This is a genomic window from Labrenzia sp. THAF35, assembly GCF_009363595.1.
Taxonomy (GTDB): domain Bacteria; phylum Pseudomonadota; class Alphaproteobacteria; order Rhizobiales; family Stappiaceae; genus Roseibium; species Roseibium algicola.
On record NZ_CP045380.1, the window covers coordinates 70,904 to 84,413 of the forward strand.

At 58.6% G+C, this 13,510-nt stretch carries 11 protein-coding genes; 2 read left to right on the plus strand and 9 right to left on the minus strand.

Annotated elements, in window-relative coordinates; translation table 11 throughout:
• Positions 1-258 precede the first annotated feature (258 nt).
• The gene (locus tag FIU93_RS00350) at positions 259-1,650 is read left to right on the plus strand and encodes an MATE family efflux transporter (protein WP_173017233.1); all 1,392 of its coding nucleotides are present in this window, start codon (positions 259-261) and stop codon (positions 1,648-1,650) included.
• A gap of 53 nt (positions 1,651-1,703) precedes the next feature.
• Here the strand turns inward: FIU93_RS00350 and FIU93_RS00355 are convergent, their stop codons facing one another.
• The 4 genes from FIU93_RS00355 to FIU93_RS00370 all read right to left on the minus strand — a co-directional run bounded on the left by FIU93_RS00355 (position 1,704) and on the right by FIU93_RS00370 (position 4,680).
• Positions 1,704-1,889, minus strand: coding sequence for a hypothetical protein (locus FIU93_RS00355; RefSeq protein ID WP_023001949.1), 186 nt, complete (start codon positions 1,887-1,889; stop codon positions 1,704-1,706).
• Between the two features lie 47 nt (positions 1,890-1,936).
• Positions 1,937-2,794, minus strand: a complete 858-nt coding sequence (locus FIU93_RS00360) for a S49 family peptidase (protein WP_152504551.1) — start codon at positions 2,792-2,794, stop codon at positions 1,937-1,939.
• A gap of 118 nt (positions 2,795-2,912) precedes the next feature.
• Positions 2,913-3,509 carry a PilZ domain-containing protein gene (locus FIU93_RS00365; RefSeq protein WP_173017234.1) on the minus strand — a complete coding sequence of 199 codons (597 nt, stop codon included), beginning with the start codon at positions 3,507-3,509 and terminating at the stop codon, positions 2,913-2,915.
• A gap of 199 nt (positions 3,510-3,708) precedes the next feature.
• Positions 3,709-4,680 carry a uracil-DNA glycosylase gene (locus tag FIU93_RS00370; protein WP_286202391.1) on the minus strand — a complete coding sequence of 324 codons (972 nt, stop codon included), beginning with the start codon at positions 4,678-4,680 and terminating at the stop codon, positions 3,709-3,711.
• 369 nt (positions 4,681-5,049) lie between these two features.
• On the opposite strand from FIU93_RS00370, the gene FIU93_RS00375 reads away from it, so the two are divergent.
• On the plus strand, positions 5,050-6,726 hold the full coding sequence (locus FIU93_RS00375; RefSeq protein ID WP_152504553.1) for an electron transfer flavoprotein-ubiquinone oxidoreductase: 1,677 nt from the start codon (positions 5,050-5,052) through the stop codon (positions 6,724-6,726).
• 863 nt (positions 6,727-7,589) lie between these two features.
• On the opposite strand, the gene FIU93_RS00380 is transcribed toward FIU93_RS00375, so the two are convergent.
• The 5 genes from FIU93_RS00380 to FIU93_RS00400 all read right to left on the minus strand — a co-directional run bounded on the left by FIU93_RS00380 (position 7,590) and on the right by FIU93_RS00400 (position 13,482).
• On the minus strand, positions 7,590-7,808 hold the full coding sequence (locus FIU93_RS00380; protein ID WP_139314097.1) for a hypothetical protein: 219 nt from the start codon (positions 7,806-7,808) through the stop codon (positions 7,590-7,592).
• Positions 7,809-7,925: 117 nt separating this feature from the next.
• Positions 7,926-9,230, minus strand: coding sequence for a DEAD/DEAH box helicase (locus FIU93_RS00385; protein WP_023001956.1), 1,305 nt, complete (start codon positions 9,228-9,230; stop codon positions 7,926-7,928).
• Between the two features lie 332 nt (positions 9,231-9,562).
• Positions 9,563-10,687 (minus strand): PQQ-dependent sugar dehydrogenase, encoded by a 1,125-nt coding sequence (locus FIU93_RS00390; protein WP_209010258.1) that lies wholly within the window; start codon positions 10,685-10,687, stop codon positions 9,563-9,565.
• Between the two features lie 71 nt (positions 10,688-10,758).
• Positions 10,759-11,106 carry a chorismate mutase gene (locus FIU93_RS00395; protein WP_152504554.1) on the minus strand — a complete coding sequence of 116 codons (348 nt, stop codon included), beginning with the start codon at positions 11,104-11,106 and terminating at the stop codon, positions 10,759-10,761.
• An 81-nt stretch (positions 11,107-11,187) separates the two neighbouring features.
• A complete protein-coding gene (locus tag FIU93_RS00400; protein ID WP_023001959.1) occupies positions 11,188-13,482 on the minus strand; it encodes an NADP-dependent malic enzyme in 2,295 nt (764 codons plus the stop codon).
• Positions 13,483-13,510 lie beyond the last annotated feature (28 nt).

Consider the following 13,510-nt stretch of genomic DNA (forward strand, 5'->3'; position numbering starts at 1 on the left):
CGTGCACGTATCGCCGGTTTGGGCGACAGGTGCCACGATGTCGGGGCAAGGTCAAGGCGAAGCGGGCGTGGCTGTTTCAGATTGACGGAGCGCCGGCACCAAGGTATCCCTCGCACCGGCTTCAGAATGCCTGCCGCTCGCGGACGACAGTCACGGTGAAATTCTGGTCTTCAAGACTTTCTGTTCCCCACGCATTTCGCGCTGGTGGCAATGCGAGCCCCTCCTTCCCGATCGAAATGCCCATAGATGGAGAACGGAATGTCTTCCGACATATCCCGGCCCAACGCCTATACGCATGGGCCAATCCTTCCGACCCTGGCCAGAACCGCCTTGCCCATCATCCTGGTGATGAGCATGAACGGGTTGCTGACCGTGGTCGATGCCATATTCCTCGGTCTTTACGTCGGGCCGGATGCCCTCAGCGCCGTCACGCTGATGTTTCCTGCCTATATGCTGCTTGCGGCGCTGGCGACACTTGTTGCCAGCGGCATGTCCAGCGTGCTTGCCCGCAAACTCGGAGCCGGCCTTCATGCCGATGCCGAAGCGGTTTTTGCCGGCGCCCACGGCCTGGCACTTGCCATCGCTGGCATCGTGATCGCCCTCTTCCTGGGTGTAGGTGACGGCCTCACCCGGGCCGCCGCTGACGGTTCGGTGGAGATTGCCGGTATGAGCCATACCTACATGGCCATCACGGTTGCCTTCACACCACTGATGTTCGTGCTGTCGGTAAATGCTGACGCGCTGCGCAACGAAGGCCTCGCGGTTGTAATGGCGGGCTTCAGCCTGCTTGTTTCGCTGGCCAACATCGCCTTCGATTATCTGCTGATCGCGGTCTACGATTACGGGGTTGCCGGAAGTGCGGCCGGAACCGTGCTGGCACAGGCGATGGCGCTTGCAATCATGCTGGGTCTGAGACTGAGCGGGAAAACGGAATTGTCACCGTCCGCGCTCCTGCGATATCCGCTGACATCTTTCTGGCGCGATATCCTGATGCTTGGTGCACCTCAGAGCCTGAGCTTCATCGGCATCGCCCTGGGGTCCGCTGCAACCATTGCCGCACTGCAGACGGCCGGTGCCAGCGGATATGAGGCAACGGTCGCCGCATTCGGGATCGTTACCCGGGTCATGACCTTCTGCTATCTGCCTCTCCTGGGCCTTGCCCAGGCGCTACAGTCCATGATCGGAAACAATTTCGGGGCAGGTCTGTGGCATCGCTCGGACAGCACCTTGCGGGCTGGCCTGGTTGTGGCCCTTGTCTACTGCGGCCTTGCGGAACTCGTGCTCACGCTGTTCTCACACCAGGTTGGCTTCGCATTTGTGAACGATCCAGACGTGGCGGCGGAAGTCGGCCGGATCCTTCCGGTGATAATGGCGCTCTACTTTGTCGCGGGGCCGCTGTTCATGGTTGCGACCTACTTTCAGGCGCTCGGAGATGCGGCTCGGGCAGCTCTGCTGAGCCTCGCCAAACCCTATGCGTTCTTTCTGCCGCTGGTGTTCCTGATGCCGGTCTATTTCGGAGAGGGCGGCATCTGGCTGTCCAGTCCGCTGGCGGAACTGATGCTGCTGGTGGTGACGCTGGTCCTGCTCGGGATTACCGCGCGCACCGGGACAGCGCGCTGGGGGCTTTTCCGGGCGGTACCGGCAAATTGAAGCCGCTGAAACAAAGCACCTGACGGCGGGCGGGCAAACTGCCCGCCGTTGCGTCAGGCTTGCGGACGGTACTTGCCGCTCACCGGGTCAAGCACAAGCTTGGCACCGCGGCCATTGGGATCGGCTTTTGCAGCTGCCCTGGAAATCTGGTTTTCAACTTCGGCCATCTTGCGCTTCACGCGCTGCACGATCCAGTAACCTCCCACGGCCAATGCGGCGACGCCTATCAATTCGGTCATGTTTTTTCCCCTTGCTCACCCGATTTTCACACAGGCATTGTGCCTTTTTAAAGGCCGTAGCGCATCCACATTGCCCGTTCCTCGACAGAAGAGATCAACTCCTCGCCGACCCCCTCCAGCAGTCGGCCCTTTGCCAGGCCGACACCAAGCCCGGCCTTGCGGCCGAAAAGGCCACGCGGTGCCGAAATCAATTTCGGCTCGGCCTTGTCACCGTACCGGTCCTTGATCACTTCGCGCAGGTCGCCGATCGCGTCGACCAACCCAAGCTGTACACCGGTGCGCCCGGTCCAGAACTTGCCTGTGAAAAGATCCGGATCATCTGCAAGCACGTCACCGCGACGCGATTTCACCATGTCGATGAAGGTCTCGTGGATCTCGAGCTGCAGGCTCTTGATGTATTCGATGTCTTCCGGCACTTCCGGCTGGAAGGGATCGAGCGTCACCTTCTTTTCACCTGCGGTATAAACGCGCCGGTCAACGCCGATTTTCTTGATCATCTCCGTGAAGCCGAACCCGGCTGCAACCACACCGATGGAGCCGACGATGGACGACGGATCGACAAAGATCTCGTCCCCTGCGAGCGCAATCATGTAACCGCCGCTGGCAGCCACATCCTCAACGAAAACCAGAACGTCCTTCTCGTTCTCCTTGGCCAGATCCCTGATCCGCTTGAAGATGAGCCTCGACTGAACAGGCGAGCCACCCGGCGAATTGACCACCAGGGCCACCGCCGGTGCTTTCTTCATCGAGAAGGCTTTTTCCAGGGGGATGGACGCGGTCGCCAGGGACAATCCGGACTTCAGCGGCCCACCGCCACCGATTGCCCCATGCAGGCGCACGACCGGAATGACAGGCTTATCGTTTCGAAAGGGTTTGGGAAGAAACCGGCGAAGGGATGAAATCACGCGCAATAGGCCCTGAAAGAGTTCACAAACTCCATCCGATATATGTACGCAAAGCCCGCTTGCAAAGACTCCAGGCCGTCAAAACCTTGTCGCACGGTTTAACGCGCCCAAGCGCTGTTCAACCACCGAAGGCGCTGATCTTCTTTTTGCGCTTGCGTTTCGGCTTTTCGTCTTCTTCTTTCATGCGCTCCAGAACGTCTTCCGGTTTGGGTTTGGGCGACGCTTCGAACGGCCAGGTGAGCCTGACACCGGCCTGGTTGTTCTTGCGCCAGACAATTTCTGCACTGATTGGCAGATCGAGACCGGGAATGGAGACCTCAATGTCATCGGGAAGTCGATCCAGCTTGTCGCCTTCCAGCCGGCATCCGGACCTGCTGGCATCAACGATTCGACATCTCATTGTTGCCGAATTGGTCTTGCCGCAAACGATTGCCGTGATCCAGACTTGCCGCCGGATCTCGCGGCGTTTTTCGCCTGACGCCTCTCGTTTGGTCTGAAAAGAAATTTGCGCTTGCTGATCGCCAAAGGCAATCACGGTCCCGCGGACCAGTTTGTCGAACCCGGCAAGGCGCAAGCCCACCTCCTCCTTCAGGAGGTCAACCCTGTCGGACGCAATCCAACAGCCGTTCTCTGTCAGATCATAGGCCGTTGCTTCGAAACAAGACATGTCCGCCAAGTCGACGACGAGCGCCGAAATGCATTTGTCTGCATCCATCGTCATGACCGGTTGTTAAAATCACCCAGAGCGTTACACACTCAATGTTACAACCTGTAGTCTGAAATCCAAGTTAACGCAAGGTCACTTTTGATCTGAAAAAGAAGGATTTCCCTGAACGTTTCGAACAACCTGCCCGGCGAGGTCGAGAAAACGAAGAAACGTCTGGATGATTGCAGGAAACCATGCAGTCCGAAGGCTATTGCGCTGCTTTTTCTTCCAGCTTCTGCTTGATCGCCAGAAAGTCGCGCCAGGACAACCGCTTCTCAAGCGGACTGCGCAAAAGATACGCCGGATGATAAGTGGCGATAGCCGAGATTTCCCTGCCCTTGCAGGGATAGGTCATCCAGCGCCCGCGCATCTTGCGGATGCCGTCCTGTACCCCGAGCAGGGTCTTGGCGGATGCTGCGCCGAGAAAGACGAGCACGTCCGGGTTGACCAGTTCGATCTGGCGCAGAATGAACGGCTTGCAGATCTCGGTTTCCTGCGGTGTCGGTGTCCGGTTGCCAGGTGGCCGCCAGGGAACCACGTTGGCGATATAGGCCGACGAGCGATCCAGATCGATCGCACCCAGCATTCTGTCCAGCAATTGGCCGGAACGGCCAACAAAAGGCAGGCCTTGAAGATCCTCATCGCGGCCCGGCGCCTCGCCGACAAACATCAGCTTTGCCTGCGGGTTGCCGTCGGCAAACACAAGCTTCTTGGCGGTCAGCTTGAGGTTACAGCCGTCGAAACCGCCCAGGCAATTGCGCAGTTCCTCGAGCGTCGGGGCAGATGCCGCCAGATCCCGGGCTGCGGCGATTATCTCCCTGTCGGGCAAGACCGGCGCTTGCCCCGCAACTGCGGGCGGCACGGAAATCGCCTGGGGAGCGACGGGAGCTGCTGGAACCGGAGAGCCTGTCTGCCCCTGGAAATTGCCTGCCGGGGCCTGTTGCCGGGACTGCTGAGTAGGCGTTGGGGCTGCTGCCTGCTGACCGGCCAGCGCACGCTGCGCTGCCTGCGCACGCGTCAGCGCCACCCAATCGACGGGTTCGTCCTGAAGAAAACAATCGACACCCGCACCGGCATAAAAATCCAGCAGGGCTTCAAGGTGTCTCGGGTCGTTCGGGATCTGTTGCAAGAGGCTGCCTCCGGCGCTGAGTTTAACCGCCCCGATCATTTCTACAAGCATGCAGCGCCAGACCACCTTCAATCCGGCCGGTTTTCCAAAGCCTGTGCACATTTTCGAAACTGTCGGGAATACACTCGAATTACGTTTACGTAAACGTTAACTAAGCACTTGACGCCCTGCGCCTGCTTTGGTCTATCTGATGCCCAACTGAAGGAATAGCGGCGAAATTTCGCAATTGCCGATGAAAAATGTCGTGTTTTGCGCTGCAAAATGGGGCAAATAGGCGGTAAGGGCTAATAGGCGCTGCTTCCGAACGGACGCAGGTAAGTTGCTCTAACAATTGGGCATCAGCCGTTATCCATACGCTGGTTCACTTGATTTGAGCACCTGGCGGCGCAGAAGTTGCCCTTTGGGCGGAGGGAGAGAAAGATGAGCGAACAAGAAGCGCTTGGCGAACGCGAAAGCATGGATGTGGATGTTGTGATCGTAGGCGCAGGGCCTGCCGGTCTTGCAGCTGCAATCCGGCTGAAACAGATCGCCAACGACAAGGGCGACGAGCTGAGCGTTGTCGTACTGGAAAAAGGATCCGAGGTCGGCGCGCATATTCTCTCCGGCGCCGTGATTGACCCGATCGCTCTCGACAAGCTGCTTCCGGAATGGCGCGAAGAAGACACCCCGATCAAGACGGCGGTTACCGACGACCACTTCCTCGTGCTGGGGCCGGCAGGTTCCATGCGTTTGCCGAACATGTTCATGCCGAAACTCATGAACAACCACGGCAATTACATCGTCTCGCTTGGCAATGTCTGCCGCTGGCTGGCCGAAAAGGCTGAAGCGCTCGGCGTCGAAATCTACCCGGGCTTTGCAGCTGCCGAGATCCTCTATGACGACAATGGCAACGTGGTTGGTGTTGCGACGGGCGACATGGGCATCGGCCGGGATGGCAAACCCAATGCCATGTTCACGCGCGGCATGGAGCTGCGCGGCAAATACACCCTGATCGGTGAAGGCGCACGCGGCTCTCTGGCCAAGCAGCTGATCGAGAAATTCGACCTCGACAAGGACAGCGACGTGCCGAAATTCGGCATCGGCATCAAGGAGCTGTGGCAGATCGACCCGGAGAAGCACCGGCTTGGCCTGGTACAGCATTCCTTCGGCTGGCCGCTTGACGGCACGACCGGTGGCGGCTCGTTCCTCTATCACCTGGAAGACAACCAGGTCGCTGTCGGCTTCGTGGTTCACCTCAACTACGAGAATCCCTGGCTGTCGCCCTTTGACGAGTTCCAGCGTTTCAAGACGCACCCGGCGATCCGTGACACCTTCGAAGGCGGCAAGCGCATTTCCTATGGAGCCCGTGCCATTACCGAAGGCGGTTTCCAGTCCGTGCCGAAACTCTCGTTTCCCGGCGGTCTGCTGATGGGTTGTTCCGCAGGCTTCGTCAACGTGCCGCGGATCAAGGGCTCCCACAATGCCATGCTGTCCGGCATGCTGGCGGCAGAAGAAGTGATGGCCGCAATCGGCCGTGGCGAAGCGCACAACGAGCTGGCCAATTACGACACAGCCTGGCGCGAAAGCCCGATCGGCAAGGATCTCTGGCGTGTGCGCAACGCAAAGCCGCTGTGGTCCAAATTCGGCACCGCTATCGGTGTTGCCCTCGGCGGTCTCGACATGTGGACCAACGAGCTGTTCGGCTTCTCCTTCTTCGGCACCATGAAACACGGCAAGAAGGACGCCGACACCCTGAAACCGGCCAAGGACTGCAAGAAGATCGACTATCCGAAGCCGGATGGTGTCGTTTCCTTCGACAAGCTGTCTTCGGTGTTCCTCTCCAACACCAACCATGAAGAGGATCAGCCGATCCATCTGAAGGTGAAGGACGAGGCACTGCAGAAGCGCTCGGAACACGATGTCTTCGCCGGTCCGTCCAACCGCTATTGCCCGGCTGGCGTATACGAGTGGATCGAGGAAGGCGAAGATGCGCCGCGGTTCCAGATCAATGCGCAGAACTGCGTCCACTGCAAGACCTGCGACATCAAGGACCCGAACGGCAACATCAACTGGACCGTTCCGGAAGGCTCCGGTGGACCGAACTATCCGAACATGTAAGGTTCGCTGCCAAACTGGAAAACATTGAAGGCCACGGGGAAACCCGTGGTTTTTTTGTGCCTTGAAAAAACGAACAGCACCGGAAAGAAAACCTTCCCGGTGCTGCAGTCTTGCGGCCGATGGGTCGTAATCAGGCTGGCGTATGTGGGGGTCCAGCCTGTTGCGGTTGTCAAACACACGGACAAGGCCGAGTGGACATGCCACTCCGCTTGCTGCCGCGTGGTTGCCCGCGCCACAAGTTCGTACCCGTATTAACAACGGGCAATTCTTATGAGGTCGTTGGTCCCGATGGAGCCAGCGTGCACATTTATCCCAGAGATGATCTGGATTTTTTTTCGGGTTTCGATTTGTTTAATTCTGTTAACCAAAACCGTGATGGCGCCGGAATAAACTCCCCCTACGGCAAGGTCAAATAAATAATGAGACGAATAAAAACTTGTTATGACTCCAAAAGACAAAATTATACCAACTGGTCAAAAAAATGCCAGGAACACGCCTCAACTGAAAACACGGAGCCTGGAAAATAAGGGTTGTCCGAAAATACCGATCAATACATCGCGATATTTGACAGTATAACTATTGCCGGTTTTTTCCGTTTACAAACAAGGCGATAAGGAACTTATCGACCTTCAGAGGGTCTATAAATTTTTTCTATATAACAATAAATTAAGAAAATGAATTGGCCAATTCTTTGAAATCTAAGCGTTTATTTCAACCACTCAACCATCAACTCCATCTGAGGTTGTTCGTCAAATCCATCGCTATTTCACCAAAAGCAAACTAACTAGCTGAAATTACTGATAAATCTATTTATCCACATACCAAATAGCGACCAGCTGGTTGTGATTGCAGTCTCTCGTTGGTTAATTTACTTTTACTTTCACGGGGCAAATTTGTAGCAAATCACCAAGATCTTGGTGACTTTCTACAAGTTCTTCGCGGAGTTCCCGCGGTTTTCCCGAAAGCTTAACGAGATCGAGCCGCGCAAGCGGTTGGATACCTTGTGGACAGGAAGACAGCAGGGTCATAACCAGCCGGCGGCGGTTCTGGTTCGGATCAGGCGGTTCATCCACCAAATTCATTCAGCACTGTTTCAACAGTTCTGAAACCCATCGACCACAAGGTTCGGCACCGGGAAGGCCACTTCCCGGTGCAATTTTTTCCACATCACAATGAACTGCGACGTAACCCGTCAGTCGTCAGGCTGCATCTCTGCGTGTGTTCTGACGACGGCGACGCGGAGGACGACGGTTTTCGGACGCGTTGTCGTTGGCGCCGGAGGACGACTGCTTGCGGAACGGCTTCTTGCCGCCCGGCTTGCTGTTGCCATTCCGGTTTCCGCCGCGCTTTGCGCGCCCGGCAGCCGCGGACATCGGCGGAATTTCACCACCGGCGACCGTGATGTCGATTCCGATCAGCTTCTCGATCTGGCGGAAGAGACCGATTTCCTCCGGAGCACACAGGGCAATCGCCTCACCTTCCGCACCGGCGCGGGCCGTACGGCCGATTCGGTGAACGTAGGCTTCTGCAACTTCCGGCAGCTCGAAGTTATAAACGTGGCTGACACCCGGAATATCAATGCCGCGAGCGGCAACATCGGTTGCCACAAGCACGTTGATGGTGCCTTCCCGCAGGTCCTTGATCGCGCGGTCACGTTGGTTCTGGCTCTTGTTGCCATGGATCGAGCCAGCGGAAATTCCGGAATGCGCCAGCTTGCGCATCAGCCGTTCCGCACCGTGCTTTGTGCGGCAGAACACCAGCGACAGCCCGTCCGGCTTGTCACGAAGCTGATCGACCAGGAAGTCGCCCTTGTCGTTCTTGTCCATGAAATGAACCGACTGGGTAACCTTGTCAGCGGTCTTGCCGGCCGGAGCAACTTCGACCCTCTCCGGGTTGCGCAGATAGGACTGTGCCAGCTCGTTGATCTGCTTCGGCATGGTCGCGGAAAACAGCAAGGTCTGGCGTTTGTCGGCCACCAGGCCTGCGATCCGACGCAGGGCATGAATGAAGCCCAGATCGAGCATCTGGTCGGCTTCGTCGAGCACCAGGTAGGAAGCGGTGCGCAGGTCGATCGCTTCACGATCTACCAGGTCCAGCAGCCGGCCCGGTGTTGCCACCAGAATGTCGGTGCCCTTTGAGAGCCGCTTGATCTGGCCGTTGATGGACACACCACCGACAACGGAGGAAACCCGCAGCGGTGTATGCTTCAGGAAGGAAATCAGGTTCTTAGCGATCTGGTTCACCAGTTCGCGGGTCGGGGCCAGAATAAGCGCCCGTGTGCCCTTGGGAACGGCTCTTTTCTTCTCCAGGAGAAGCCGGTCGATCAACGGCAGGCCGAAAGCAGCCGTCTTGCCCGTACCCGTCTGTGCCAGACCCATGAGGTCCCGGCCTTCCAGGATCAACGGGATGGCTTTTTGCTGGATCGGTGTCGGAGCGTCATAGCCGTTTTCGGTAACGGCAGTCACAAGGCCATTGGAGAGTCCCAGGCTTTGAAAGTCGGTCAATATAAAATCCTTGGTTCAAGCGAAACAAACGCTTGTTAAGCCGCACGTCATTGACGGTGCGACTTGAAGTTGGAATGCGGCACAGCCGGCAGCCATCGCTACCCGGTCTCTCTGCCGCCAGACCCTCGCGTGAAATGGGAACTGGTTGAACCCCTCATTGGGTTCTTGAAGTGGCAACCCTCTTGCGACTGCCCGCCAAGAAACTTCTCTTGTCCGGGGCGCACTCTCTGCTCACGCGGCAGCGGTTGCAGTGCGGTATATCGTCGGGAACGGCCCTAATGTCAAGCAGAGAAGCCGCAAAAGCGCTTACAGCTCAAAAAGTTCGGCCTGCCTCAGGGTTGCAGCCGCAGCAACCGGCCATCGTCGCTGTCTGTCAGAACATAGACGTAGCCATCGGGGCCCTGCCGGACATCGCGTATCCGCTCGCCCAGATCCGTCAGCAGCTTTTCCTCGCCGACAACCGTTCCGCCGTCGAGGTCAACACGGGCAAGGTGCTGTCCGGCCAGCGCACCGACCAGCATGTCGCCCTTCCAGTCGGGATATCGGTCGCTGGTTACAAAGGCCATGCCGGACGGCGCGATGGAGGGATCCCAATAGTGAACCGGCTGTTCCATGCCTTCCTTCGACGTGCCTTGACCGATGGTTGCCCCGGAGTAATGGCGTCCGTAGGAAATCACCGGCCAGCCATAGTTCTTTCCGGCTTCGGGAATATTGATTTCGTCGCCGCCACGTGCCCCGTGCTCAACTGTCCACAATACGCCGGTTTCAGGATGGATCGCAGCCGACTGCGGATTGCGATGACCATAGGACCAGATTTCCGGCTTGTAGCCTTCCTGCCCGATAAAGGGATTGTCCGGAGCAGGTTGACCGTCCCTCGTCAGACGCAACACGGACCCGGCGTGGTCCGAGGTATCCTGAGCTCGCTCACCGTCTCCCCGCTCACCGACGGTCATGAACAAGGTGCCATCGGGCGCAAAAACGAGGCGTGATCCGAAGTGGCGGCCTCCGTAGGCCTTGTTGTTGCCGGAAAAGATCGTCTCGCCATCTTCCAGCGCGAAGCCTCCCTCAAAGGCACCGGTAAGCTTCGCCCGGAACAGGGATGTGCCGGCGCCCTCCGCCGATCCCTGGGAATAGGACAGAAAGACCGTCCGGTCGGTGGCAAAGTCCGGGCTGAGCGCCACGTCCAGCAGACCACCTTGTCCTTGGGCAAAGACTTCCGGAACGCCGGTAACTTCGCTCTGCCTGCCGGATGCATCAATGTGCTTCACAGTCCCGTCGCGTTCCGTCACCAGGTAGCCCTCCTCCGGAAGGAAAGCGACGCTCCATGGGTAGGATAATCCCGCGGCAACGGTTTCCAGCTGAACCGCGGACTGGGCCATAGCGGCAGGGACAATCGGCAGGACGAGCGCTGCGGCCATTGCGGCCACGCCTGGAAGAAGATGCGAATTCAGGGTCATTGGGGCTCCACGGACGATCCATACTCCCTGATAGGTAGGAGCCCGAACGGTCTGGAAAACCCGGCACGGTGCTAAAAATCGGAGCCCGGTTTCGTCGGCTCGTCCTGCAGCCCCTCGAGCCGTGCGGCGATCGTTCGCTTCTCGAAGGCCACGTTCCAGTCGATCAGCGTCCGCCAGACCGCTTCCGCCTGCGCGCCTTCCAGCCCCAATTCTTCCGCCCGGTCTTTCAGAGCAGCCACCATTGTTTCAATCCTCTGGTGATCAAAGGCCTCATCAGGATGCTGTTTCAGGTCCGCCATCCGCCGGACGTAGCCCTGGCGACGGGCAAAGAGCTGCAGGAGTTCTTCGTCAAGCGCATCAATTGCGTTGCGGATATCCGTTTTGCTGACGCAGTCGGCTGGCTGTTTCACAAGGGTCATGGCAGGCCGTTTGAAAAATGGAAAAGCGGACCGGTTGTACCGGTCCGCCTTGTTCAACAGAAGGCGCGATTTGAAGCAGGACTAGCCGGCGGACCGGGTCTGTGCCTCGACGCTGGCAAGTGCCGACATGTTCACCACGCCGCGCGACGTGACAGACGGTGTCAGGATATGCGCGGGCTTGGCCGTGCCCAGAAGGATCGGTCCGACATGAAGCGCCTGGGTCGAAACTTTCAGAAGGTTATGGGCAATGTTGGCCGCATCCAGGTTCGGGAACAGAAGCAGGTTGGCCTCTCCCTTCAACTTGCTGCCCGGCATCACCCGTTCGCGCAGCTCCACGCTGAGCGCGCTGTCGCCGTGCATTTCGCCATCGACTTCCAGTTCCGGGTAACGCTTCCAGATCATCTCCAGCGCTTCGCGCATCTTGCGCGAGGACGCCGTGTCGCGAGAACCAAAGTTGGAAAGCGACAGCAGGGCGATCTTTGGTTCAATACCGAAGCGCCGGATTTCCTCAGCCGCGAGGTTTGCCATTTCGGAGATCTCTTCGGCGGTCGGGTCTTCCGTCACAAAGGTATCCGACAGGAATATCGCCCCTTGCGAGTTGATCAGCAGCGACATGGCCGAAAGGTCCCTGGCCGTCTCGCAAACGCCGATCACCTGCTTGATGTCCCGCAGATGGCGGATGAACCGGCCTTCCAGACCGCAAATGACCGCATCGGCATCGCCGCGGCGCACCGCAAGGGCGGAAATCACCGTGGTGTTGGTGCGCACGACCGTCCGCGCCGCGTTGGGCGGCATGCCCTTGCGGCCGACACACTCGAAATATTCGTCGACATATTCACGGTAGCGCGGATCGTCCTGCGGGTTGACGAACTCGAAATCGACATCGGGACGAATGCGCAGGCCAAAGCGTTCGCAGCGTTGCTGCAGGACGTCCGGACGGCCAACCAGGATCGGCTTGGCGATATTGTCTTCGATCAGCACCTGAGCGGCACGAAGAACACGTTCGTCCTCGCCTTCGGCATAAATGATCCGCTGCGGGTCCTTGCTGGCGTTCTGGATGATCGGCTTCATGATGAGGCCGGACCGGAAGACGAAACGGTTCAGCCGGTCCAGATAGGCCGTGAAATCCTCGATCGGGCGCGTGGCGACACCTGTTGCCATGGCCGCCTTGGCAACAGCCGGTGCAATGCGCAGGATCAGGCGCTGATCGAACGGCGAAGGGATCAGGTAGTTCGGGCCGAATGTTTCGGTCTTGCCGCCGTAGGCACGGGCGGCAACGTCGGACGGTTCCTCGCGCGCAAGGCCGGCAATTGCCTCCACGGCGGCCCGCTTCATTTCCTCATTGATGGTGGTCGCCCCAACATCGAGCGCGCCCCGGAAGATGTAGGGGAAGCACAGGACGTTGTTGACCTGGTTCGGGTAGTCGGACCGTCCGGTACACATGACCACGTCGTCACGGACAGCTTTGGCGTCCTCCGGCATGATTTCCGGGTTGGGGTTGGCGAGCGCCAGGATCAGCGGGCCCTTGCCCATCTTTTCCACCATGCCCGGCTTCAGCACGCCGGCAGCGGACAGCCCCAGGAAGACATCGGCGCCGTCGATTACCTGATCGAGCGACCTCAAATCCGTCTTCTGGGCAAAGACCGCCTTCCATTCGTCCATCAGCGCCTCGCGGCCTTCATAGACGACGCCTTCAATGTCGGTAACCCAGATGTTCTCCCGCTTCGCCCCCAGCGAGACGAGCATGTTGAGGCAGGCAAGCGCAGCCGCGCCCGCGCCGGACGCCACAATCTTGGCTTCCTCGATCTTCTTGCCGGCAAGGTCCAGACCGTTGCGAACCGCGGCACCGACGATGATCGCCGTGCCATGCTGATCGTCGTGAAAGACCGGGATCTTCATACGTTCCCGGAGCTTCGATTCAATCATGAAGCATTCGGGCGCCTTGATGTCTTCCAGGTTGATACCGCCAAAGGTCGGCTCCAGAACCGAAACCGCATCGACGAATTTTTCAACGTCGGTCTGGGCCACCTCGATATCGAAGACGTCGATGCCGGCGAACTTCTTGAAGAGAACCGCCTTGCCTTCCATCACCGGCTTGGATGCCAGCGGACCGATGTTGCCGAGGCCGAGCACTGCCGTGCCGTTTGAGATGACAGCGACCAGATTGCCGCGCGAGGTGTAATTGGCTGCCAGTGCCGGATTGTCGGCAATCGCAAGGCACGGCGCGGCCACGCCGGGTGAATAGGCCAGCGCCAGGTCGCGCTGGTTGCCCAGCGGCTTGATTGCCTGGATCTCCAGTTTTCCCGGGCGCGGATGCTCGTGATAGAACAGGGCCGCTTCGGTCAGATCACTTCCGGTCTTGCTGCTGTCGCTCATGACGGTCCCTGTCTCCTGCCTCTTCCCT